The sequence below is a fragment of the Pseudoalteromonas luteoviolacea genome (genome assembly GCF_018100925.1).
Classification (GTDB): Bacteria; Pseudomonadota; Gammaproteobacteria; order Enterobacterales; family Alteromonadaceae; genus Pseudoalteromonas; species Pseudoalteromonas obscura.
Window position 1 is genome coordinate 291970 of record NZ_JAGJEH010000002.1, and the last position, 25962, is coordinate 317931.

Consider the following 25962-nt stretch of genomic DNA (forward strand, 5'->3'; position numbering starts at 1 on the left):
ATCTCAAACTTCACAAGAGGCAAATTATGCTTTGATTAATATTCTGCGCTGAGTGTCACGCCACTATATGTCTCATAAGCTCTAACACCTAGATGCCATGTACCCGCACCAGGATTGGTAATGGTACAGGTTTCTGTATTGCCGTTTTCATAAGGGCGGCACTCGTAACTTGATGTGGTAGGTTGATTATTCAAGCGAATATACAAATCCGCATCCCCCGTACCGCCGCTAATTTTAACGGTTAACTTGCTGGTCCCCGCGGGTACCTCAAAAGTTTTGAAGTTCCAGTTAGATTTGTTCGCTGAGAGATCTGTCCACTCCTGCTTGTTACCCGGGTTAGTGACTGTGCTATATGAGCCAACCAAAGAAACACCACTGTACGCGGCATATCCATTAAGCATGACATAATAAGTACCAGTTTGAACTGTTGAGATAGTACAAGACTCATTATTACCATCTTTATATGGACGGCAATCATAACTAGATGTTGTTGGCTCTGTGCCAAACTTAACATACATGTCGACATCACCAGTTCCACCACTGGATGTGAAAGACAATTGATTGGCATTCGCTGGCACGTCCATGGTGTAAATGACTTTGCTGCCTTTTGCGCCGCTCAAACCTGTGGCAGGTACGTCGTTCTCAAGGACATTAGGAAGGGGTTTATCTGGTGTATCAATGATAGATAATCCAGTAGCACTTTGCACTAGAGGCAATACGTCACCTAACCCACTTGCATACCACCAATTAACGTTATTTGGCAGTGCTAGAGGATCTGCTGCACGCTGTTCGCGCGTTAAAGTATTCGTAGAAGAAGCAAATTGAGCTGTTCTCACCTCCATTTTTGACGGAGTCACGGACAAAACTTTAAATTGCTGTATGCTTGCAAGATCTATGGTCCATGATTTGGGGTCATTGGCTGAGCGTGCAGGCGCGCCCCAGCTGCCTTCTCCAACATAAACTGTACCGCCAGTTGTGGTTTTGACAAAGTTGCTGCCCGAAGGTTTTAATGCTTCGGTAATTTTGTTGATATGGGTATCGGATTCAACCACTAAGTTCATTGCATTGTCAAAAAAGCTGTTTGCCCACCAAGTATGTAAAATGGTGTTGTCCGATTTGCCTGAATAGTGCGGATACATAGGCTTGTGGTATTGCGCTACGCGCCATTTAGCATTGCCGCCTTGGCTTTGTAAGTCTTGTTTTAGCCAATTATTCATGGCTGTCGCATAGCTTGACCAGCCGCTGTTTTTATACTGGCTATTTAACGTATAGACACGCAATAGATTGGTCACATTAAATGCGCCGTAGGTGTCCTTGTTGGTACATTGGCCATCGCTGTCATAATCGACACCGAATACTTGGCACAATGTTTTGTAATTGTCGTCTTCATGATTTCCATGGGTGGCAATGAATGGGTAGACTCGTTTATAACTTTGTCCGTCGATTTGATCGCTAGAAAAAGTAAGTTGCCAATCTTTAAGGTACTCTTTCATCTCTGAAGCCGAGTTGGCATTGGTATAGTCACCACCGTGCATAATGAACAGGGGACGAATTTTAGCAACCATTTGATTTCCGGCACGACGTGTTGTCCAACCAGTACGGGTATCACCCCCTGCGATAGCAACAAAGCCAGTTGACGTTGTATTCGGCGCAGTTTTAAACCACAAGTGCTGGCCGCACCCCGTGCTATCACAGACACGATAATAGATGGCTGAGTCAGCAGGCAGCCCAGTTAGTTTGACAAATTGGCTACTTAAACTGCCGTCAAAGGTATGGCTAGCGGTTACCGATTTGGTGGCCCAGCTGGACTCGTTTGTATTTGTGCCATATTTGACGACATGGTTTGACCCGCCGGCGGGCGTAAATCCAATAGTCGCTTGGCTACTTGGGTTTCCATCCCAAATAATACGATGATAATCACTACCAGCGTAGCTGGTACCTGCCATGAGTATCGTTGACGTGAGGCCTAAATAAAGCGCTCTCATAGTGCTTATTCCTGTTTATGTTGTGTAATAGTTGTGCGACGACTTATCTGCAGTGAAGTATTTGCTGCTGGTAGATCAGCGACCAGCATCACAAATGCGGCGTTTCGATATGGGAGCGTATAACGCTTGCCAAAATGAAAGTTAATTGCGGTAGCACCAACTCCTTTCTGTCGATATTGCGTTGGCAAAGGCCGATTATGCTCGGATGTCCAATAATCTCCTTGTTTGATGTGAATAAAAAAATCATTGGCAATATGGGGTTGAGCTGGTGACGTTGGACTTTGAATTAAACTGTTAAGCTCTGCGGCTGTGGGCAATCGCCAATTGCTTTGAGCACAGAGTGTTTGTTCATTGGTGCGACGGATCAGATCGCTGGTATCACAGCGATCGGGTTCATAATAACAATCACCGAAGTTACGCTTCCCATGCACGCCATCAAACCAAGAGTAGGTCCAATAGCCATCATGAATGCTTTCGTTGTCAGTTTTAACTTCCCACAATAAATGGTTTTGTTTATCTAACACACAGGCCCAAGGGCCCTGCCAAGGCGAGAGGAGTACACCGTCATGGGTCACTTTGGTAAAACGTTTATGTTGGCTCAATTTGGGTTGAGCTTGCGGCAATAAGCAAATACCGATGAAGATGGTTATGATTAAGGCGGACAGTATGAATCTTCGGATCACAGTGAATACCTCAGCTGGATTGCTTTAATGTGACGAGTATGCGCAATTTGTGCGTGATCAAATGCTGATACCCACATACATGTGCCTGTTTTTAGTGGAATGTCATACTGAGAGTGGGTATTGTGTTTTCTAACTAGTTCCAGTGTCCAACGCCCGTTAGACCATTCCCCCCGGGCTCGAACGTCAGCTCGATCGCCTTCAAATCGATTAGAACGATACAAAACGGAAGGTAAAAAAGTACCAATTGGATAAGTATCTTGCGTTTCCTGATAGGGTTTAGAGCCAAACCAAGGCAGTACTTCTAGATGTGATTGCGGCGTAATAGGCAAGCGTTTTGGCGATATGCCTTTGGCGCTGTACCATTGCCAATTCATTACATAGGCGCCACTCTCTTTTCCATCTGCCTGATATCCAGCAGAGTATCTACGTTTGCCCTTGAGGTGCTCACTAGGTGGACCTATAAAATTATCGTCGGCTAGGTACATGTCATTGGTTCTGACCGCCTTCCAGTGCCATAAGTCACGAACATGGCCGTCTAAGCTGGCGTGGTAACCTTTACCGTGCCAATTTTTAGGTTTATTTTTGATTGGCTTATCGCCAGAGTGAAAGGTTTTATCTCCAGCAATTTCACACCCACTTGAGAGCATCACTGCAAATTTGTCTTCGTAAAAGGTGCGCTCATCGAATCGATAAAAGCCATTTTCCTGTACTTGCCAGCCATTGGCTGTTTTTAGTAAGGGTAAGTGATTGGTACTTTTAGACTCGTCTTGCCAAGATATCAGAAAGTAGCTCTCAAATTGGTTCGCCAGTGCTTTTATAGACACCTGCGTAGAACCATCGGTAAAATTTGCGCCACCTATGGTGGAGACTGTAAAACTGGGAGCTTGTTGCCACTGAGGCTCATTGGCTTTTCCATCAATGTCGATGAGCACTGAATTTTCAATGGTTAACACGTTTAATTGGTGGCTGGCGTTTAACGTCAATGTATGAATGAAATATCCAACAGCGATCAGGCAAATTACCCCGCTGCAATGGCGCAAATTTAAGCGTTTGGGAAGTAATACAGACAGTACGGTACGGCCTTTTTGCAATATGTACATCCACGCATGCAAAACGAAATAGCCGACCATCAGCCACATTGCAATTTGGTGGATAGGCCGAAAAATTTGGCTGTAAATATTTGCCCAAATACACCAACCGGATAGCGTAGCAGACAGCAGTGCGATATAACCTAGGTAGTTGATCAATTTGTGATATGTTGAAGGATAGCTTCGCAAGGGGCTACGAATAGAATAGCAAACGTAGTATATAATTAGGAGTGTAATACCCACTGCAAAGCCCAGATGCCATATATGCATCGCACCTTGCGGTAACAAGACAGAGATAGGTGTTAACCAATCTTGACTGATGATGGCAATTCTAAAGCCTGTTATGATGTTGCCGATAACCACAAGAATGGCAACCACATGCAAGACAATGAATGTTTGTCGGTCCATGAAGGTGTTCATATAATTATTGTTTTTGTAAATTTAGTGTAAATTATAATGTTTACATAAATGTGTCATTTTTCAAATACTGCAAAAGGTTAAAGTTTTGACTAAACTTTGAGCAGTTAGGCTTAGTGAATAGCGTCAACTAGTTACAGAGGGATACGCAATGGAAAAAATAGCTGTAGAGGCAGTAGATAGCGGCTATGTGATCGATAGCATGACGGACATTGTAGCGTGTTTGAATACATCTGATTCAATTCAACGCTTCTTATTGGATATTCATTGCATCTTACAAAAAGTAACCTACGCAGATAATTTTTATGTTGTTTTATATCAAGAGAATGGCAATTTATCTTTCCCATATTTTCACGATGTAAAAGATGACATTCAAGCAGAAGAGCTGGATAACTTGTCCTTAGACGATATTTCGCATTCACTGACCGCGTTTGCGCTAAAATCTCACAAGGTATGTAATTTTAAACAAAAAGACATCGAGCAGTTAATTGAATCAAACGAGGTCAGCATATTGGGATCGGTACCAAAGCAGTGGCTTTGTTTTCCGTTAGTTAACCGTAATCAACACCTTGGCGCGTTTATTATTCAGTCTTATCGCAAAGAAAATGAATACTCGGGCATGATTGTGGATGTGCTGTACACCATAAGTCACGTGATCTCCTCAGCGCTTGATGCTTTCAATAATCAACAAGCCTTAATTGAGGCCAACCGAGCACTGCAAAATTATCAATCTGAGTTGGAAGTGAAAGTGCAGGAACGCACTTCAGAGTTGAAAGAAAGTTTAAACAAATTGGAACACGAGATTGAAGTCAGAGAATCACTCCAACAACAATTAGAACATGACTCCTTGCATGATAGCCTTACGGGGCTTGCCAACCGAAAGTACTTATTTAAGGAATTGGAACGACTGTCAGCACGTTCTCAACGTAATGACACGTTAGTTTATATTTTATATCTAGATCTTGATGATTTTAAGCCAGTAAATGATAACCACGGTCATCAAAGTGGCGATCTTGTGCTCAAAACGGTAAGTGAACGTTTAATTCAAACTTTAAGAAGTTACGATTTTATTTGCCGACTAGGTGGTGATGAGTTTGTTGTGATGTTGACAGAGCAAATAGAGCGTCAGTCTCTGACTTTACTTGCTGAACGCATGTTACAATCACTCTCCGCACCAATTAAATTGGACTCGGGTATTGAGGTGCAGTGTGGGTGCAGTATTGGTATTGCATCTGTCATTAATCAATCATTTGATGCTCAGGCATTAATCCATAATGCAGATCTCGCCTTATACGAAGCAAAAGGCCGAGGAAAAAATCAGATCTATTTTGCCAAGTAAATGTATCGCCACAGCTTTACCAGCGTGTATGATTGCATTAGGATCAAACTTTATTTTTGTTTAGATGGTTGCTAATGGCACAAAAACTCTTCTTAATTTGTCTATTTTGGATGTGCGGATCCGCGATTGCGATAGAGGTAACAGATCTATATGAAGCGACGCTCGTAGTGGATGATAAAACCCGTGCCACTAGGGCGAAAGCGAGTCAAGATGCCCTTGATCAAGTTATCAAAAAGCTCACGGGTAAGGCAGGACATAGCAACCACCCTTTGATCAAAAAAAGTAAGCGGCGGATCTCTGATTATATGCTCAAGTATGAATATATTGAGCATAGCAACCAAGAACTTAAGATCCGAGTACGATTTGAAGCTGAAAAAGTTGAGAACTTGGTTCGAGAAAGCGGCTTTGGTTTGTGGGGAAATAGACGTCCACTAATTGCTATCTGGCTCGTCATCGAAGATAACCTGAGAAGAGACTTTGTCACGCAGGAAAGTTATCCGCAGTTAGAGCGTTTAATTTACGATACTGCAGCGGAGTGGGGGATCCCAGTGGTTGTGCCGTTGATGGATCTGACTGATCGCGCTCAAGTGGGAATTGCTGAAGTATGGGGAAACTTCTCAGAGCCGGTTGAAGCGGCATCGACGCGTTACAACGCAGAGCGGGTGATCACTGGTCGACTTTTCAAACAACCAAACTCAAGTAGCTGGCAATTAGATTGGCGTTATACCGACGCTGATATGTTTGAATCGGTGCAACTTGTTGGAGATAAACAACAACTACTTATTGCCATGGTCAACGATATGTCAGCTGCGTTGGCGAGCGAATATATTATTGACCCAACTAAATCTTATGCGACAAACAGCACCGTGATCACTGTGGATGGGCTAAGAACCTTTGATAAAATAGAACGAGCTAAAAGAGAGTTATTGACCATTAGTACAGTAAATAGCGTTGACGTGATTTATCGCAACAAACAACAAGTGCAGTTTGAAGTGGAGCATTTATCGTCGGTATCAGATTTGCAAAAGTCACTCAAGTTGGAGCAATCATTTGAGGTTTATGTTGACCCACGAGCCTTTCACCAAGTGGTAAGCTCCTCGAATTTAAGGTATAGCTGGGTAGGGCAGCAATAATGTTAGATCCTATGCAGTTAGCTTTGCCTGTTACTTTGCCTGATGACGAAACCTTTACCTCGTATTTTGGCGGTGAAAAATCATTAGAAGTGACACACTTAAAAAAAGCACTCAGTGATATTCAAAAAGACTTTCAGTTTACTTATTTGTGCGGTTTGGCTGACTCTGGCAAATCGCATTTGTTGTATGCAACTTGTATTCATGCACAAGAGCTGGGGCTCTCGACTATTTTGTTGTCGCTGCGTGAAGTAATTAAATTTGGCCCGGATGTTCTAGAAGGGTTAGATGCATTGGATGTTGTTTGCATAGATGATGTTCATTTAGTCGCTGGTGATGACGCGATGGAAAAAGCACTCTTTAACTTTTTTAACCGTTTTAACGAGGCTGGCAAGTGCCTTGTTATGACCGCTGATTTGCTACCCAATATGCTCAATATTACTCTGCCGGATTTGGAGTCGCGTCTTACTTGGGGAACCACATTTCAGATTCGCTCCATGAGTGATGACGACAAAGCAGAAGCATTGGTTAAGCGTGCAAATATGCGAGGGCTTGAACTAAGTGACGAATGTGCCCGATTTTTACTGACCAGATTAAGTCGAGATATGCGCGCATTGTTGGATGTTTTAGACAAGTTAGACCATGCATCTATGGCTGCACAGCGAAAACTTACCATTCCTTTTATAAAAGCCACCCTAAAGCTGTGAATTTGGGCTAGAATCTAGCCCTATCTTTCAGTTATCATAACTGATTCAGAAAAGGCAAATTACCTCAACCAGATCAGGTATAGAATGAACTTAGAGAATATATTAGCGCAAGCGCTTGAAGCCGTTTCAAGTGCGAGTGAGATTGCGCAACTTGAGGAAGTCAGAGTTAACTACCTTGGTAAAAAAGGTGAGATTACTGGGCTACTAAAAACCCTAGGCAAGCTAGCGCCTGAAGAACGCAAAGAAGCAGGCCAAGTAATTAACCAAGCGAAAAACCAGGTACAAACTGCAATTAACGAAAAGCGTGAAGCACTTGCAAACGCTGCACTTGAGCAAAAACTTGCAGCAGAGACCATCGATGTGACTTTACCAGGCCGCGCAGCACCAGCTGGTGGATTGCACCCGGTAACTCGCACGATTGAGCGTATTGAATCATTTTTTGGTGAGCTCGGGTTTGCAGTGAAATCTGGTCCTGAAATTGAGGATGATTTCCATAATTTTGATGCTTTGAATATTCCTGAGCATCACCCAGCGCGTGCTGACCACGATACGTTCTACTTTAATCCAAAGCTAGTGTTACGTACGCAAACAAGTGGCGTCCAGATCCGTACTATGGAAGCAGAGCAGCCGCCACTTCGCATTATTTCTCCAGGCCGTGTATACCGTAATGACTACGACCAAACACACACGCCAATGTTCCATCAGGTCGAAGGCCTCATGGTGGATGAAAATGTGAGCTTTACTGAATTGAAAGGTATTTTGCATGATTTCCTGCGTAACTTCTTTGAAGAAGACATGGAAATTCGCTTCCGTCCTTCTTATTTTCCGTTTACAGAGCCGTCAGCAGAAGTGGATGTTAAAGGTAAAAATGGTAAATGGTTAGAAGTATTGGGTTGCGGTATGGTGCACCCAAATGTATTGCGTTCGGTTGGCATTGACCCTGAAAAATACACTGGTTTTGCCTTTGGTATGGGTGTTGAGCGCTTAACAATGTTGCGTTATGGCGTGAACGATTTACGTGCATTCTTCGAAAACGATTTAAAATTCCTAAACCAATTCAGATAAGAGCGAACCAAAAATGAAATTTAGTGAAAAGTGGCTAAGAGAATGGGTTAATCCAGCTATCGATACGGATGCTCTATCTGAACAGCTATCTATGGCGGGTTTAGAAGTAGACGGTGTTGACCCAGTTGCTGGTGATTTTGACGGTGTAGTGATTGGTGAGGTTGTTGAATGTGGTCAACATCCAGATGCAGATAAGCTACGTGTAACGAAAGTCAATGTCGGCGAAGAAGAACTACTAGACATTGTATGTGGTGCAGCAAACTGTCGTGCAGGCTTAAAAGTTGCAGTCGCCAAAGTTGGTGCTGTTTTACCAGGTGGCTTCAAAATTAAAAAAGCAAAGCTACGAGGCCAGCCATCACATGGTATGTTATGTGCGTTTGAAGAACTGGGTATGGCTGAAAGCTCTGACGGCATTCTAGAGTTACCTGAAAATGCGACAATCGGTCAAAGTATTCGTGAATATTTTCAGTTAGATGACGTTACAATCGACGTAGATTTGACGGCGAACCGCAGTGACTGTTTAGGCATAAAAGGCCTAGCACGTGAAGTTGGTGTTCTAAATGGTATTGACGTTAAAGAAATTGAAATCAACGCCGTTGAACCAACGATTGACGACAAAGTAGAGATTGAGCTGGTAGACAGCGATGCATGTCCTCGTTACTTAGGTCGTGTGATCAAGGGCATTAACCTTGATGCAGAGTCACCTCTGTGGATGGTTGAAAAACTACGTCGTTCGGGCATTCGTTCTATAGACCCAGTTGTTGATGTGACTAACTACGTACTACTTGAACTTGGACACCCAATGCATGCGTTTGATCTTGCTGCGATTTCTGGTGGAGTCAAAGTACGTAAAGCACAGCAAAATGAAGAACTAGTCTTGCTAGATGGCAATACTGCTAAATTAAACACTTCTACACTGCTGATTGCAGATCACGAGAAAGCGCTAGCGATGGCTGGTATTTTTGGTGGTGAGGCATCGGGCGTGAAAGAAGGTACTCAAGACATTTTGCTTGAAAGTGCATTTTTCAATCCATTAGCAATTGCTGGTCAAGCGCGTAGCTATGGACTACACACAGACGCGTCACACCGCTATGAGCGTGGTGTTGATTATCAATTGCAACGTGATGCAATGGAACGTGCGACAGCACTACTACTAGAGATTGTAGGTGGTGAAGCTGGCCCTGTGGTTGAAGCAGTATCAGAGGCTGACTTACCTGCGTCCAAGTCGGTAACACTACGTCGTGAACGTTTAGACCGCGTGATTGGCTATCATATCGAAGATTCTAAAGTAACTGACATTTTGACTCGCCTTGGTTTAGATGTGTCATTTGAGTCTGGTCAATGGCAAGCACAGATACCTAGCTATCGTTTTGATATCAGCATTGAAGAAGATCTGATTGAAGAAGTGGCGCGTGTGTTTGGTTACAACAACATTCCAAATGTTGCGCCGACAGCGGCACTTAAAATGACTGACCACCAAGAAGCATCAGTACCAGTCGCGCGTTTCCGCAATGAATTAGTTGCCAGAGGTTATCAAGAAGCCATTACTTATAGCTTTGTAGATCCTAAGAAACAGGCACTACTTCACCCTAGCAGTGATGCACTTGTGCTACCTCACCCAATTTCAGTTGAAATGTCAGCAATGCGTGTGAGCTTGATGCCTGGATTGGTCAACGCATTGGTTTACAACCAGAACCGTCAGCAATCGCGAATTCGTTTCTTTGAACATGGCTTAAAGTTCATCAAAGATGACAGTGCAGAAAATGGTGTGCGCCAAAGTGCAGTGCTTGGTGGTATTGTATATGGCAATACGCATAATGAGCACTGGGGAATTGAAAGCCGCAAGGTTGATTTCTTTGATATTAAAGGCGATGTTGAAGCATTACTTGCAGTTTGCAATGACCCTGCTAGATTTAGCTTTAAAGCAGAAGCGAGCGATGGACTACATCCTGGTCAGTCAGCAGCAATATATGCTGATGGCATTAAAGTTGGTTTTATTGGTGCGATACACCCTCAACTACAAAAGTCACTAGAATTGAATGATACTGCGTTTGTATTTGAGGTAGAAGTCGAAGCAATTGCCCAAAGAAAGCTGCCAGAAGCCGTTAGTATCTCAAAATTTCCATCAAATCGCAGAGATATTGCTATTTTAGTTGCAGATGATGTAAAAATAGGCGATATTTTAGAAAGCATTGAGAAAGTTGGCGGAAATCAATTAGTTGACCTAAACTTATTCGATGTGTATAAGGGCAAAGGTATTGAACCTGATTATAAGAGTTTAGCCATCGCCCTAACCCTACAAAACGTTGATAAAACGCTCGAAGAGAAAGATATCAATGAAGTTGTAGACAGAGTCGTGGCCGAATTGGCCAAACAATTTAATGCATCGTTGAGGGACTAGATATGGCGCTTACTAAAGCCGACATAGCTGAACACCTATTTGAAAAATTGGGGATAAATAAAAAGGATGCCAAAGACTTAGTTGAAGCGTTTTTTGAAGAAATCCGCTCAGCGCTTGAAAATGGAGAGCAGGTAAAGCTTTCTGGCTTTGGCAATTTTGACCTACGTGACAAGAAACAACGTCCGGGTCGGAACCCAAAAACTGGAGAAGATATACCTATTTCTGCAAGGCGTGTTGTAACTTTTCGACCAGGACAGAAGTTAAAAACTCGTGTTGAAGTAGGCACAAGCAAAAACCTGTAATAAGCTAAGTTACTGGCATTAAATGCTGGGTAATTGAGGCTTCCCTCAAAGGGTTTACTCGCAAGGGTAAACCCTTTGTCATATATTGGTAATAATAAAAATCTACACTTTTGTCACCCCCTACCAGCTTGGAAATGTGAATTGCGTCAGAGAGTATCTGCTTGGACAAGCCGCACAAAAAATATTGTTGTTTCTTGGCTGATTTGCTCATTTCTTTTTGGTCTTCTCACTACTTTTATTTACATCCAACATACAGAGTCAGAAAAAGCGGATGTCAGGTCCATGGCACAGAGAGTACTGATTGACTTCGGCTCACAGCTAGATAGCGTTGATACATTCTTGCGCCAGTCAGATAGCATTGATGTGACATGTTCTGATACCACTATTAGGCGAATGAGGCAGTTTGTCTTTAAGCACCCCGCAATCAGCGAAATCGGCATTGTGACTCCAAAAGGTGAACTGGTGTGTAATTCATTTGGCGTGTTGGCACCCCCTATGTTCATTGAAGAGCCACCTAAAAAAAGAGGGCTGCGTTATCATGGCCCGATCATTTCTGAATTTTTACAAGTCTCCGCTTTTGTGCTCGCTAGAACACGTCATGATGGATATGAAATTAATGCGTTGTTACCAACGGATTGGATCAACGATCTTTTGCATCTGAGCAAATATAGTGAACTGGATTATATTGCCATCGTTGATAGCGGATCTGGTGTGCCAATATTTTTGCAAGGGCGTTATAGTTTGCCATTAGGGCACAGCCTTTTTCCATCATCTCAAAGCAGTGCGTTTGAAGGGGAGTTTGATGATAAGTCCCGTAAATTTATGTACATACAGCCATTTAAAAATGTGCCTCAACTGTCAGTTATTGTAAGTAAGAGTACTCGACGTATTTTCACCCCAAGTCCAATATGGTTGGTTGTGTTGTGTTTAATGTATGTGATTTCGTGGGTAGGGTTGGTCTTGCTGCTCAATTACTATGATCAGCGCCTTCTCAGTAGTCGGGTATTGCTGCTTAGTGCGATAAATCGCGATGAGTTGTTCAATGTATATCAGCCTTTGGTTGATGCGCATAGTCAAAACATAGTTGGCGCTGAGGTGCTGATCCGCTGGATGCACCCATTAGAAGGTGAACTCGGTCCAGCTTATTTTGTTCCTGAAGCAGAGCGTGATGGAACTATACTAGAGATGTCACTGTATCAAATTGACCGAGCGATTTCCGATCTGAGGCCAATTCTGGCGGCCAATTCAAATTTCAAAGTGTCATTTAACGTCAATGGCTTTTTATTGGGTTGCCCAAGTTATATAAAAAAATTGTGTGAAGCCAAGGAAGTATTCCCTCGTCTCACCATAGAGCTCACAGAACGGGACATGTTATCCCAAGCAAAAATTAAATCTGTATTGCACCAACTGGTTGATCTCGGAGTCGAGATCGCCATCGATGACTTTGGAACTGGGTATTGTGGCCTGCAATATTTACAAAGCTTTCCAATTGATTTATTGAAGATAGATCAGAGCTTTGTCGCGTCCATTGGGCTAGATAACCTGCAATCGCCAGTATTGAATGCAGTGATAGAAATGGCGGAAAAATTAGGTAAAAAACTCATCGCTGAAGGGGTTGAGACTGAACTACAAGCTAAGTATTTAAAGGTACGCGGAGTGTCTGTGCATCAAGGGTGGTATTACTTTAAAGCGCTGAGAATAGACGCCTTTAAAAATCAGCTAGCGCTGGGGGAGTAATAATTGAGAAAGCCCCAATAAGGGGCTTTAGGGGTCATCTGTGTTATATAGATGCAAAATAGCAACCGTAACCGGGCAGGGTTACTTTACCTGCTGTGAGCTCGCCGGTATGGTGAGCAAGGTCATCCATGCTGTCCTTAATGCTTTCTTCGACAACAAATTCAGACGTTTGTTCCGCTAAATTAAATAAACATAGCAGTTTGGTATTGCCTAACGTGCGATAGAAAGCTAAAACAGGCTCATTGGTATCAATAAACTCAATAGTGCCTGTGAGTAGTTCTGGACGTGTTTTCCTCCACGCTAAAAATGCGCGATATTGAGCGAGTGTTGAATTTGGGTCTTGCTCTTGAAGATCAACAGACGCTAGAGAATGTGGTTGTGCGACTGGCAACCAAGGTTTCCCGTCAGTAAAGCCCGCGTGGGTTTTCGTGTGTGACCATGGCATTGGCGTTCGGCATCCATCTCTTCCCTTAAAGTTTGGCCAGAAAGTGATGCCATAAGGGTCTTGTAAGTCTTCAAATGCGACCTCGGCTTCGCCAAGCCCAAGCTCTTCCCCTTGGTACATGCATACACTGCCACGCAGCGAACCGAGCAATGCGGTTAGCATTTTAACCTGTTGAGTATTAACCGTTTTATCATTATTGGCCCAGCGGCTAGCAACACGTTCAACGTCATGATTGCTAAACGCCCAACATGGCCAACCTTCGGTCATTACTGACTCTAATCGCGAGACTGTTTCGCGAATGTATTTGGCACTGTAATCGTTGGTAAGTAGCTCGAAACTATACCCCATATGCAACTTATCGCCACCAGAGGTATATTCGGCCATTGTTTTAAGCGAATCTTCTGAAGAGATTTCGCCAAGGCTGACGGTACCTGGGTACTCATTCAATAGCGCTCTTATCTCAGCCATAAAGTCTAGGTTTTCTGGCTGAGTATTATTGTAATAGTGGTATTGGAATGCATATGGGTTATCCTCACTGAAGCCGCGGCCCTGTCTAAGGTGTTCAGGTTTAGCAGGGTTATCTTTGAGCTCTTGATCATGAAAACAAAAGTTAATGGCATCCAAGCGGAACCCGTCAACGCCCTTGTCCAGCCAGAATTTGACATTGTCTAATACAGCTTGACGCACATCTGGATTGTGGAAGTTCAAGTCAGGTTGCTCGGTAAGGAAATTATGCAAGTAGTATTGGCATCTTCTAGGTTCCCATTGCCATGCAACACCACCAAAAATGGACAGCCAGTTATTAGGTGGGCTGCCATCAGGGTTTGCGTCAGCCCATACATACCAATCAGATTTATCATTTTTATTATTTTGGCGGCTTTCAACAAACCAAGGGTGTTCGTTTGATGTGTGGCTAAGCACTTGGTCAATTATGATCTTTATATCACGTTGATGTGCTTGCTCAATCAGGTTGTCGAAATCATCAATACAGCCAAACATGGGATCGATATCGCGATAATCACTAATATCGTATCCAAAGTCCTTCATAGGTGATTTAAAGAAAGGGGATATCCAAATAGCATCGACATTTAATGACTTAATATAGTCAAGACGTTCGATGATGCCGTTTAGGTCGCCAATACCGTCACCTTTGGTGTCATTAAAGCTACGTGGGTACACTTGATAAATGACCGCACCTTTCCACCATTCGTTTTGAGCCATGCACGATTCTCCAGCTATGTGCAGTGAAGCCACTTTATATTGCGGTGGTTTTAGACCGGCGATATAAAGTGGTTCTGGTCGTTAATATTGTCGAAAAGCATACGGCATGCATGCATATGAGTAAAAAAACTGCATACGTATGCATGTGAAAATCTATTCTTTTTTGACAAATATCAGGCAAAAGGTCATTTACTTAGCGTTCTTTACCAATTTATAGTTACGAATGTTAGATGTCAGGCATAACAGGCTTTATATATGTTTAAATTGGTAATACCAATTTAATATTCATTTATTCAACGCACATCTATGTGCTATTTTTTGTGTCATTCTCTGTGAGCTCAGTACATGAGTTACAAGCTTGTAAAATATAATTAAATGCATTGCTTAAATTGTTAAATTTGGATGTTTTCAAAATAAAGTTAGCAAAAGCAGAGGGTTATATATTTAAAACGGGCGCTTCTTTAAGGAACATGGCTGTTCATCTTTATTTGAATACGTATGCATAAAGTTGTGAGCACCCAAGTCACAGCGCTAATATGGCCGATGACAACAAAATTAACGTCAAATGAATCTATTTTTGCAGTTTTGATTTCAACGACTGCATGGATAACAACAAAGCGACGTATAAAAAGCTAATTGGGATAAAACATTATGTCTACGTTCAAACCAAGCTTATTAACAGCTGCACTCATTGCTGCTGGTGTAAGTCACTCTGTAAGCGCGCAAGAGCAGCAAACAGCAAAGATAAACGAAGAAGTAGAAGTGATAGAGGTACGTGGGATCAGCCGCAGCATCATCGCTTCAATTGATAAAAAGCGCTTTGGCGATACCGTATCTGAAGTGGTAGATGCTGGAGATCTGGCTTCTTTACCTGATATTTCGATTGCTGATGCATTGAGCCGTTTACCGGGTGTAACTGCTGTGAGAGACAGCGGGCAATCATCTCAGCTAAATATTCGAGGTATGAACGGAGACTTCATTCAAACAACATTAAATGGTCGAGAGCAAGCCAGCACAAGTGGCTACTCAGCGGGTAGCCGTTGGATTTCGTTCGACCAGTATCCGTCAGAATTGATCACACAAGCTGCTGTTTATAAGTCGCCTAAAGCTTCTCTTGTCGAGGGCGGTGTGGCAGGTACTGTTGAGCTTAAAACAGCGAACCCACTAGATGCTGACAAGACACACAACTTCAATACAAGTGTCAGATTTTCACATAATGACGCAGCATCAGATATTGATGCAGATGCCAATGGAGAAAGACTGAGCTTTTCTTACCAAGGTAAATTTTTAGATGAAACTTTGGGCTTCGGTATTGGTGCAGCATATTTGAATCAACCAAATAGTTCAGTTGAGTTTTCTGGCCATTCTCCAGAAGCTGCGCGTGATATTGATGGTGACGGGGAAAAACATGAACGTTCATTTAATGGCTATCAGTATAGAAATACCGCTGGTGCTGATGAGCGTCTTGGCTTGATGAGCACACTTGTGTATCAGCCAACGGATAACTTTAAAGCACAGTTTGACTATTTTCGTTCAACGTTTGATTCGGAAGACCGTAAAAATGGTTTAAATATTGAAGGCTTGTCACGTACTAACGGCGCAAAAGAACTGTTCGAATTACGAAATGCCAAATATGACGGCGAGGGGGAAAACCGATTCTTAGTGGCGGGTGAATATTTCATTCGTGATTCAGCAGGGCCATGGATAGAAATGCGCTCTGAGGATCAGTCTACTGAGTCGACCACAGATAGCTTTGGTTTAAATCTAGATTACTCAACAGACAAGTGGGAAATCAGTTTTGACCTTGCACACAGCGAAGGTGAAAAAACGCGTCGCGATATGATTGCATCAATGCACGCCTATGAATTTGGTACGGCAACATTGGAAGACGGCACGGTTGTAGATACATGGCAAGAATTGAGTAATCAGTACTTTAGATTTGACCATAACGCCACTGATGCGGCAGCGTTAGTATTGGGCCATGACTATACCGATCTTGCGCATATGCGTCTGGGCGATTGGGAGCAGTTCCCGCACAAGTACACCGATAAAATCGACAGTGCCAATTTAGATTTCAAATACCATATTGAACATGACATTATTGCGTCGATAGAGGTGGGGGTGCGTTGGTCTAAGCGTGAGTTTACAGATCAGCGTTCGACATTCCGCTGGGGCGCACGTGAAGGGCAAAATGGTTACCGCACGCCAAATGGTGAAATTGTCACCAATAAGGGGTGTGAGTTTAACCACCAAAACCATGCGTGTGTACCACATGACTTAACAGGGTTTGTGACAGTTAAAAATGGTGGTGGCTTTGATTACCTAGATCTAGATATGGTTGGCATTGCAGACTCTGTATTTGGAGCTGGCAACTATGACGGGCAGCAAACCTGGGAGCATAACTGGACACTGGTTGAAAGTGGTGCAGTCAAAGAAGAAGTATTTGCAGCTTACGCGATGGCTAATATAGATACTGAAATTGGAAATATTCCAGTATCTGGTAACTTTGGTGTACGTGCCGTGCGTACCGATACGAAGTCGATTGGTATCCAACAGATCCAAGGAGATGAAGTTGGTGATGCAATTAGCGATGATAATGGCGTTACGAGAACGGATTATCGTCATGTTAACTATGGTCCAGAATACACAGATATTCTGCCGTCACTAAACCTGAACTTCCGTATTACTGAGCAAGATCAAATTCGCTTTGCTGCTGCAAAAGTAATGGGTCGCCCTCCAGTTAACCAATTGCGCGGTGGCGCTGGCTCTTGGGCCGATACTGCAAACGATGGTGTCAGTAAAAGATACAATGTTTGGTCTAAAGGTAATCCGAACTTAGACCCTTTCAGAGCCAATCAAATGGATCTGTCATATGAACATTATTTTGAAGATGGCGGCGCATTTGTAGCGGCACTGTTTTGGAAAAATATTGAGTCATTGATTGAAGATGTCACTTACTTCGAAGGTGAAATAGACTGGGCGACAATTGGTCTAGAAGTACCTGAAGGATTCGTACCTGGTCAATATCAAACAACGCGCAACAATGACAAGGGCGGTTATGTCCGTGGTGTTGAGCTTGCTTACACGACACTATTTGATAGTTTACCTGGGGTATTTTCTGGTTTAGGTCTGAATGCCAATTACTCTTATACTGAAAGTGAAACGACTATTGACGGCGGTGGTAATTTCCCTGATAAGCAATTGAGCTTACCGGGTCTTTCTAAAAATGTTTGGAGCGCGACCTTATTCTGGAATATTGATAAGTTCACAACGCATTTCAATATTCGTTATCGTGACGAGTACACGTACCTAGGCGCGACGCCGGGCGGTACTTCTCCAACATCTGCTGATGAGTACACGGTAGTTGACTGGCAGGCAACGTATGATTTTGACAATGGTGTACAAACAGTATTCCAGATCAATAACTTGACCGATGAAGCCAATACGTCAAACCTAGGCAGTTCACTAAGAACTGGGGAAGACAAAGTGTTTGGTCGCCAGTACTTCTTGGGCTTTAACTATAGCTTCTAGTAGGCTTAGTTAGTCACTTGAAATCAGGGCCATCAGAACGTATGTTTTGGTGGCTTTGTTATATGTAATATTTACGGTGTAGCGTATTAGGGGGAAGGCAATGAATAGCAGAAAAATTGTCATACTAGGTGGAGGAACCGCTGGCTGGATGGCGGCAAATCTAATTGCAAAAAGTTGGTGTGATAAAGACATTCGTATTAGCGTCATTGAATCGCCTGATATCGGTATTATTGGTGTTGGAGAGGGTTCTACGCCGCAATTCAAGGCCTTTATGGATTTCATTGAAGTCCCGGAATCAGAGTGGATGCCTAAATGCAATGCGACCTATAAAAATGGCATACGCTTCGTGAATTGGTCAACGAGGCCGGGGTTTGAACAATACTTCCACCCGTTTCCGGCACAGCCTGATGATTACTCAGCGCCGGCTTTTTTTCATAATAGTTTTGTGCGCAGAAAAGGGGTTGATTTGGAAGGGCATCCAGACCCTTTCTTTTTAGCGACTTATTTGGCTGAGCAGGCAAAAGCCCCCATTGCAGCGGAAAATTTTCCATTTGAAATTAACTACGGTTATCACTTTGATTCTGCAAAACTAGGGCTGTTACTAGCAGAAAAAGCAAAAGCTTTCGGTGTAGAGCATATACAAACCCGAGTGCAGGACGTGCGAAAAGATACCGATGGCGCAATTGCAGCGTTAGTGTGTGACGCTGGGCAGGAAGTGAGTGGCGATATATTTATTGATTGCTCAGGTTTCTCTAGCCTGCTGATGCAAAAACACTTACAGGTCGGGTTTGAGTCATTTTCAAACAATCTATTTAATGACAGTGCGGTTGTTTTACCGACAGAGCAGGGCAATGTGATCGCATCAGAAACTTTGTCTGTGGCTAGAAAGCATGGCTGGAGCTGGCATATCCCCTTAACTAACCGCATAGGTAATGGCTATGTTTACAGTTCAAAATACTGTGACAAAGACCAAGCAGAAACGGAGTTAAGAGTTGCACTTGGGTTATTAGACAGTGACGTTGAAGCAAGGCACCTGAATATGAAAGTGGGCCAAGTAAAAGAGCACTGGCATAAAAACTGTGTCGCAATTGGGCTATCTCAAGGCTTTATTGAGCCACTGGAAGCCACTGCCCTGCATATAGTTCAAGAAACCGTTCAGTCATTTATTGAATGCTACCAAGAACAGAACTTTAGCTGTAAAGGGAAAGACAAACACAATCAAATGATGTCTCAAAGGTATCAAGCCATCAGAGATTATATTGTCGCGCATTACCGGGTAAATAGCCGCACAGATACCCCTTATTGGCGTGACAATGCAAATAACAACCAGCTTTCAAAATCCCTATTCGACGTTTTAAATACATGGGTGCAGGGTAAGAATTTATCAGATGAACTGGATAGGCAGGATATTGATAAATATTACCCATCTGTCAGTTGGCATTGTTTGTTAGCTGGGTATGGTATTTATCCAGAGCAGCATCAACTTGTTGCAGCAAGCCAAGCTGCGAATAAGCACGATCTGAATCAAATCCGTGAATATATTAGAAGGTGCGCTTTGAACTTTGCTGATCACCGAACCCAATTGGCTCGCTTCACTGATTGATGTAAAGAGTGCGGTCAAAAGGTAGCCTGGGTATACCGCGTATAATAAGTGGCAACTTTTCATGGCGCGAAGTATGTATCATACTTCGCGTTTTTTTATATGAATAACAAATTAATCACCACTTTGAATACGTATGCAAGTGGTTCAACAGAGGGCTACAAGTCAGTAGACTCAATTAAAATACCAATATGACAACAAGATAATGACAATAAAACCATTGGTGCTTGCACTGAGCTTGATTTCGGGAAGCATGATATTGACCGCATGTCAGTCTGCGAACGTGAGTGAGCAAAGTAAACAAGCCGAGCAACAAGAGCAAAAGCCAGTCGTTTACCAAGTGTTTACTCGACTATTTGGCAACACCGAAACAAACAACGTGCCCTGGGGAACAGCGGCGCAAAATGGTGTGGGTAAATTTGACGACTTTACACCAAAGGCGTTGGCTGAAATTAAAGCAATGGGCGTAACCCACGTTTGGTACACAGGGGTTCTGCATCACGCCTTGGTAGCTGACTATAGTGCGTATGGGATTGGTATTGATGACCCAGACGTTGTGAAAGGGCGTGCAGGTTCTCCTTATGCAATCAAAGATTATTACAATGTTAACCCTGACTTAGCACTAGAACCAGCGAAGCGTCTTGCTGAATTTGAAGCGCTGATCCAGCGAACTCATGATGCCGATATGAAAGTGGTGATTGACATTGTGCCAAATCATGTTGCTCGAAACTACCAGTCATTAAGTGCGCCACAAGGGGTAAAAGACTTTGGGGCACAGGATAACACTTCATTGGTGTATGCGCGTGACAACAACTTTTATTATGTTACAGGGCAAGACTTCAAAGTGCCGGAGTCAGCAGACTATCAAGTATTGGGTGGTAAGCCACATCCCTTGGTAGACGGAGAGTTTTCAGAATCACCAGCGAAGTGGACCGGTAATGGCGCACGTGCAGCGCAGCCCCACATCCATGATTGGTATGAAACTGTAAAAGTGAACTACGGTGTGCGCCCAGATGGCAGTTATGATTTCCCAACGCTGCCAGCTAATATGGCGAAGCAAGATTATCGAGCGCACTATGCCTTTTGGCAAAGTAAAGATTTGCCTGATAGCTGGTACAAATTCAGAGATATTACATTGTATTGGCTCGATAAAGGCGTAGATGGTTTCCGTTACGATATGGCTGAAATGGTCCCTGTGGAGTTTTGGAGTTTTTTAAACTCATCTATTAAAATGAAAAATCCTGACGCTTTCTTATTGGCAGAAGTATATAACCCAACCCTTTATCGCCCTTATATTCACCAAGGGAAAATGGATTTCCTATACGACAAAGTCGGCTTTTATGACAGCTTGAAGTTGCTGATGCAAGGCTCAGGGACCGCGCAAAGTGTGATGGATGCACATTTAAGTGTGTCAGATATTGCACCGCATATGCTGCACTTTTTAGAAAACCATGATGAGCAACGCATTGCCAGCCCTGAATTTGCTGGTAGCGCCGAAAAAGGCAAACCCGCTATGGTGGTAAGCCATCTGATCAGCAAAGCGCCTACTATGTTGTATTTTGGCCAATCAGTGGGAGAAGACGGTTCTGAAATGGCTGGGTTTGGCAAGCCGAGCCGTACCAGTATATTTGACTATATTGGCGTGCCTGCACATCAAGCATGGATGAACGGTGGTAAGTTTGATGGAGGACAGTTAACACCCGAGCAGCAGGCGCTTCGTCAATATTACAAAAAGCTGATGAACTTAAGCTCACTTTCGGCAGTAAAAAATGGTGAATTGCGCCAACTAACAACATTGGATAGCAGTAAAAAATCAGCTCAAACAGTAATCGCATTTGGTCGTGAAAGTTCGGCTCAACAACTGCTGATTGCCAGCAATTTTGATGCACAACAGCCGCAAACAGTGACGATTAAGTTACCTGAAATGTGGCAGGGGAAAGTGGTTGATAGATTGGAATCTCACCCCTCGCAAACCATCAACAACAATCAACTCACAGTGACATTGGCGCCACTTGCCAGTGTTGTATATGAGCTAGAGAATTAATTATGCAAAAACAAAAACCGCAACTGAGTTTCTGGCAAATTTGGAATATGTGCTTTGGTTTTATGGGCATCCAATTTGGCTTTGCATTACAAAACGGTAATGTAAGTCGGATATTTCAAACGTTAGGTGCATCAGTTGATGATATCCCGATTTTGTGGGTAGCAGCGCCACTCACAGGACTAATCGTTCAGCCTATTATCGGCTACTGGAGTGATAGAACTTGGACCGGGCTTGGGCGTCGTCGGCCATTCTTTTTGTATGGTGCGGTCCTCACGACCTTGTCATTGTTTATCATGCCAAATTCACCAACGCTTTGGATTGCTGCTGGTATGCTTTGGATAATGGATGCGTCAATCAATGTAACCATGGAACCGTTTCGTGCATTAGTGGGAGACAATCTCAACAAAAAGCAACGCGCCACTGGATATGCAATGCAGAGCTTTTTCATTGGTATAGGTGCCATTATCGCTTCTGCTTTACCGTGGATGATGACCAATTGGTTTGGGATCAGCAACACCGCAGCACCTGGCGAAATACCTGAGTCGGTTAAATATGCCTTTTATTTTGGCGGTGTGATCCTATTTTTGGCAGTAGGGTGGACGATTCTAAAAACCAAAGAATACACCCCAGCGCAACTTTCAGAGTTTGAGTCACCAGACTTAAAACAAGCATCCTCAGAGCCTAAGAAAACTATTAATTTTGCTAAGTTTGCATTAATTGGTGGTGCAGTTGGTGGTTTGATTTTAGCGGGTGTGACGATTTTAGAGCTGGAAAAAGAGCTGTATCTACTTAGCGCACTGTTGCTATCGTTTTCTGCGATCATCCTCATCGCTGGGTATTTCCAAAATAAACAGCGCACTGATGGTGGGTTTTACGAAGTGATATATGACGTTTTCACTATGCCCGACACAATGAAGCAACTGGCAGTAGTTCAGTTTTTTAGCTGGTTTGCGTTGTTCGCGATGTGGATTTATACCACTTCTGCGGTAACTAGCTTCCACTATGGTGCAACAGATGTGACATCGAAATCTTATAACGATGGCGCAGATTGGGTTGGAATTTTATTTGCCGCTTACAATGGCTTTGCCGCTTTGGCAGCGTTGTGCATTCCATTTGTTGTGAAGCGAGTTGGATTAAAGTGGGCACACAGTATTAATTTGTTGCTGGGTGCTGGCGCGCTGATCAGCTTTAAATTTATTTCAGATCCAAGCCTTTTATGGATACCAATGATAGGCATTGGCTTTGCGTGGGCATCAATTTTATCTCTGCCTTACGCGATGCTGAGCGATGCGCTGCCAGCACACAAAATGGGTGTGTTTATGGGGATATTTAACTTCTTTATCGTTATCCCACAATTGATGGCAGCCAGTGTACTGGGCCTTATCTTAAGAAATGTATTCGAAAATCAACCTATTTATGCATTAGTTATTGGTGGTGTGTCGTTTATTTTGGCGGCGCTGTCAGTTGCGCGTGTTAAAACAAATGCGCAATAAAGCAGGCCACAGGGGAGTAAAAATGAAAAAATTGTCATGTTTGTCGTTGGCTTTGGTTGCCGCAGGACTAATCGGTTGTGGTAGCGCAACGAATACACAACAAATGGAGACTGCACCTGGGGCGCCAGGTGATAAACCTTTTTGGACCTATTCAGATAAAACAGGCATCGGTACGTCTTATGAAGCCTATAAAAATGGCCAGTATGCAAACGATGCACAAACAGGTGAAGTGTCTAAAGTATGGTTTTCAATTGCCAAAGGTATGATAACCGAAACCATGTTTGGCCTTATTCATCAAGCGCAGATCCGCGATATGCAATTTATCGTCACAGGTAAAGACTTTACCGTTACCGAGCGCGATGCGTTAGATGTGTCTATTGATTATCTTTACAAAGATGCGCAGGGTCGTCCGCTATCACTGGCTTATAAAGTGGTCAGCAAAGACAGGCAAGGTCGTTTCACGTTGGAGAAACACATTTTCACAGACCCCGATGGGCAGACGCTATTTGTAAGAGCAAAAGTAGATACGCAGCTGGGTGGCGTAAAAGCGTTTGTGAACGTCAATCCATATGTGAATAACAATGGCCTGAACGACTCTGCTAAAGTGACTGATAAAGGCCTAGTTGCTTGGGAAGGAGATAACTTTTTAACACTGCAAAGCAGCGCTGGTTTTGGTCAGGCATCTGTCGGTTTCACAGGCAGTAGCGACAATTTAAATGCCCTTAAGAAAAATCACACATTAACGCGTACTTACCAAAGCACTGGTGAGATTAAGGGTAATGTTAATTGGCTTGCCGAGCTGGGTGAAGTCAAGGGGTCGGCTACTTTTGATCTTGCTTTGAGCTTTGGTAAGTCGCAAGCGGATAGCTTTGCACAAGGCGCAACTGCGCTAGGCAAAGGCTATGATAAAGTTCTTGCTCACTACAATGGTCAAGGTAATCTCATCGGTTGGGAAGACTATTTAGCAAACCTAAAGCCTATGCAGCGCCTTGCAAATTACACGACTGATAGTGGTCAGTTGTTGCATGTCAGTGCATTAGTCTTAAAAGCGCAAGAAGATAAAACGCACGCAGGGGCACTTATTGCTTCATTGTCGAACCCATGGGGCGATACTGTAGCGGCAGAGCAAGGCCATACAGGTTACAAAGCTGTTTGGGTACGTGACTTTTATCAAGTTGCAATGGCATTTATGGCCATGGGCGACCCTGATACCGCGTTAACAGCCTTCGAATACCTTGAGAAGGTGCAAGTGATGGACGGTACACCGGGTAATCAAGGCGATACAGGCTGGTTTTTGCAAAAAACACACGTTGACGGTGAGTTAGAGTGGGTAGGTGTTCAACTCGACCAAACTGCGATGCCTATCATGCTTGCTTGGAAGTTGTGGCAAGCAGGTGTTTTAAGCGATGAAAAACTAGTTTACTGGTACGAGCGTATGCTTAAACCCGCGGCAGAATTTTTGGTAGATGGTGGCCTTGCCAAGATTTTGTGGAATGACACGCAAATTACGCCACCCGCAACACAGCAAGAACGTTGGGAAGAGCAAAATGGTTATTCACCTTCAACCACCGCTGCGATTATTGCGGGCCTAGTCACGGCAAGTGACATTGCGAAGTTAGCCGGAGATAAAGCGGGTCAGCAAAGGTACTTAGACACAGCCAAACAGTATAATGACACAGTCGAAAAGCTGATGTTTACGACTGAGGGCAACTTGCAGGGTAAAGATGCTGATGGTGAGTATTTCTTCCGTATCGCGCGTGACGAAAACCCGAATTCATCAACTAAGCTAGGTGACAACAACGGTCGTGTTGGTTTAGATAAACGTCTCATCATTGACGGAGGCTTCTTAGAGCTTGTTCGTTATGGTGTCAGAGATGCCGATGCGCCTAGTGTGATAAACACTCTGCCAGAATATGAAGATGAGACTTTACCTGAAAACCTGCGTGTGAAATACAGCTTCACATTCCCCGGTGATCCAAACACGTACCCAGGCTACCGCCGTTATGGTAATGATGGCTATGGCGAAGACGAAGTTAAAGGGACCAATTATGCTGAAGGCGGCCAAAATACATCAGGTCAGCGTGGTAGAGTATGGCCTTTCTTTACTGGCGAAAAAGGGCACTATGAAATTGCAGCGGCAGTCGCTGCGAAAGGATTAGACAAAGCGGAAGTTCAGCGAATTAAACACACTTATGTGCGTGGTATGGAACATTTTGCGAATGAAGGCCTGATGTTACCTGAACAAGTTTGGGATGGAGTCGGCGTAAACCCATTTGGCTATCAGTTAGGTGAGGGCACAAATTCGGCAACGCCATTAGCTTGGACTCATGCTGAATATGTCAAACTAGTACGTTCTCTGGCCGACAAGAATGTCTGGGATCATTACCCAGTTGTCAGTGAACAATTGAAGTAATGTCCGCCCTAGGGTGATGTGCTAACAAGACATCACCCACTCCATATACCTCAGTTTATTAATGAGTTTATATCCTTTCCTACTCGTACCTGAGTGATGAACAGAAACATATTTAGCTGTTATTTTTAGTTCAACTCATATTGGATGGCGCTTAGAGAGAAACCTGAATTTCCTTATCGGTTCATCATTTTTAACTAATCATCAAAGCGGGATTCAAAATTTTGTATATTTCAATCATTACTCAAGCTTCTGTTTATAGCTTTTGCATAAGGGTATGCTTTATTGAGGTGGTTTAGCTTGTTGCGTCGGGTTTTGATAGGACAAGTACATTGCATTTAGGGCCATAGTTAATTTTCTATGA

16 protein-coding genes are annotated in these 25962 nt (G+C 43.4%); 12 read left to right on the plus strand and 4 right to left on the minus strand.

The window, feature by feature from the left end:
• Nucleotides 1-35: 35 nt before the first annotated feature.
• Genes J8M00_RS04185 through J8M00_RS04195 form a run of 3 tightly spaced genes read right to left on the minus strand, consistent with a single transcriptional unit; the run spans nucleotide 36 to nucleotide 4164 of the window.
• Nucleotides 36-1985, minus strand: coding sequence for a pre-peptidase C-terminal domain-containing protein (locus tag J8M00_RS04185; RefSeq protein ID WP_211009089.1), 1950 nt, complete (start codon nucleotides 1983-1985; stop codon nucleotides 36-38).
• 5 nt (nucleotides 1986-1990) lie between these two features.
• Nucleotides 1991-2668, minus strand: coding sequence for a DUF1566 domain-containing protein (locus J8M00_RS04190; protein WP_211009090.1), 678 nt, complete (start codon nucleotides 2666-2668; stop codon nucleotides 1991-1993).
• Nucleotides 2665-4164, minus strand: a complete 1500-nt coding sequence (locus tag J8M00_RS04195; RefSeq protein WP_211009091.1) for an ethylbenzene dehydrogenase-related protein — start codon at nucleotides 4162-4164, stop codon at nucleotides 2665-2667. Before J8M00_RS04195 ends, J8M00_RS04190 begins: the two co-directional genes overlap by 4 nt.
• A gap of 160 nt (nucleotides 4165-4324) precedes the next feature.
• On the opposite strand from J8M00_RS04195, the gene J8M00_RS04200 reads away from it, so the two are divergent.
• From J8M00_RS04200 to J8M00_RS04230, 7 genes are all read left to right on the plus strand, one after another.
• On the plus strand, nucleotides 4325-5512 hold the full coding sequence (locus J8M00_RS04200) for a sensor domain-containing diguanylate cyclase (RefSeq protein WP_211009092.1): 1188 nt from the start codon (nucleotides 4325-4327) through the stop codon (nucleotides 5510-5512).
• A 74-nt stretch (nucleotides 5513-5586) separates the two neighbouring features.
• Complete coding sequence (locus tag J8M00_RS04205) at nucleotides 5587-6645, plus strand: DUF2066 domain-containing protein (RefSeq protein ID WP_211009093.1); 1059 nt, start codon at nucleotides 5587-5589, stop codon at nucleotides 6643-6645.
• Entirely contained in the window at nucleotides 6645-7349 is a 705-nt protein-coding gene (hda, locus tag J8M00_RS04210) for a DnaA regulatory inactivator Hda (RefSeq protein ID WP_023400416.1), read from the plus strand. Before J8M00_RS04205 ends, hda begins: the two co-directional genes overlap by 1 nt.
• Nucleotides 7350-7433: 84 nt before the next feature.
• Nucleotides 7434-8414 (plus strand): phenylalanine--tRNA ligase subunit alpha, encoded by a 981-nt coding sequence (pheS, locus tag J8M00_RS04215; RefSeq protein WP_023400417.1) that lies wholly within the window; start codon nucleotides 7434-7436, stop codon nucleotides 8412-8414.
• A gap of 13 nt (nucleotides 8415-8427) precedes the next feature.
• Nucleotides 8428-10815: a phenylalanine--tRNA ligase subunit beta gene (gene pheT, locus J8M00_RS04220; RefSeq protein WP_211009094.1), complete on the plus strand. Its 2388-nt coding sequence runs from the start codon at nucleotides 8428-8430 to the stop codon at nucleotides 10813-10815.
• A 2-nt stretch (nucleotides 10816-10817) separates the two neighbouring features.
• Nucleotides 10818-11117, plus strand: coding sequence for an integration host factor subunit alpha (ihfA, locus tag J8M00_RS04225; protein WP_023400419.1), 300 nt, complete (start codon nucleotides 10818-10820; stop codon nucleotides 11115-11117).
• Between the two features lie 282 nt (nucleotides 11118-11399).
• Complete coding sequence (locus J8M00_RS04230) at nucleotides 11400-12854, plus strand: EAL domain-containing protein (RefSeq protein WP_247687220.1); 1455 nt, start codon at nucleotides 11400-11402, stop codon at nucleotides 12852-12854.
• 43 nt (nucleotides 12855-12897) lie between these two features.
• Here the strand turns inward: J8M00_RS04230 and J8M00_RS04235 are convergent, their stop codons facing one another.
• Nucleotides 12898-14520, minus strand: a complete 1623-nt coding sequence (locus J8M00_RS04235) for an alpha-glucosidase family protein (protein WP_211009096.1) — start codon at nucleotides 14518-14520, stop codon at nucleotides 12898-12900.
• A 651-nt stretch (nucleotides 14521-15171) separates the two neighbouring features.
• On the opposite strand from J8M00_RS04235, the gene J8M00_RS04240 reads away from it, so the two are divergent.
• The 5 genes from J8M00_RS04240 to J8M00_RS04260 all read left to right on the plus strand — a co-directional run bounded on the left by J8M00_RS04240 (nucleotide 15172) and on the right by J8M00_RS04260 (nucleotide 25601).
• Nucleotides 15172-18051 carry a TonB-dependent receptor gene (locus tag J8M00_RS04240; protein WP_211009097.1) on the plus strand — a complete coding sequence of 960 codons (2880 nt, stop codon included), beginning with the start codon at nucleotides 15172-15174 and terminating at the stop codon, nucleotides 18049-18051.
• 100 nt (nucleotides 18052-18151) lie between these two features.
• Nucleotides 18152-19654, plus strand: a complete 1503-nt coding sequence (locus J8M00_RS04245) for a tryptophan halogenase family protein (RefSeq protein WP_211009098.1) — start codon at nucleotides 18152-18154, stop codon at nucleotides 19652-19654.
• Between the two features lie 202 nt (nucleotides 19655-19856).
• Nucleotides 19857-21695, plus strand: coding sequence for an alpha-amylase family glycosyl hydrolase (locus J8M00_RS04250; RefSeq protein ID WP_211009099.1), 1839 nt, complete (start codon nucleotides 19857-19859; stop codon nucleotides 21693-21695).
• A gap of 2 nt (nucleotides 21696-21697) precedes the next feature.
• Complete coding sequence (locus J8M00_RS04255) at nucleotides 21698-23188, plus strand: MFS transporter (RefSeq protein ID WP_211009100.1); 1491 nt, start codon at nucleotides 21698-21700, stop codon at nucleotides 23186-23188.
• Between the two features lie 22 nt (nucleotides 23189-23210).
• The gene (locus tag J8M00_RS04260; protein ID WP_211009101.1) at nucleotides 23211-25601 is read left to right on the plus strand and encodes a glycoside hydrolase family 15 protein; all 2391 of its coding nucleotides are present in this window, start codon (nucleotides 23211-23213) and stop codon (nucleotides 25599-25601) included.
• The last annotated feature ends 361 nt before the right edge of the window (nucleotides 25602-25962 follow it).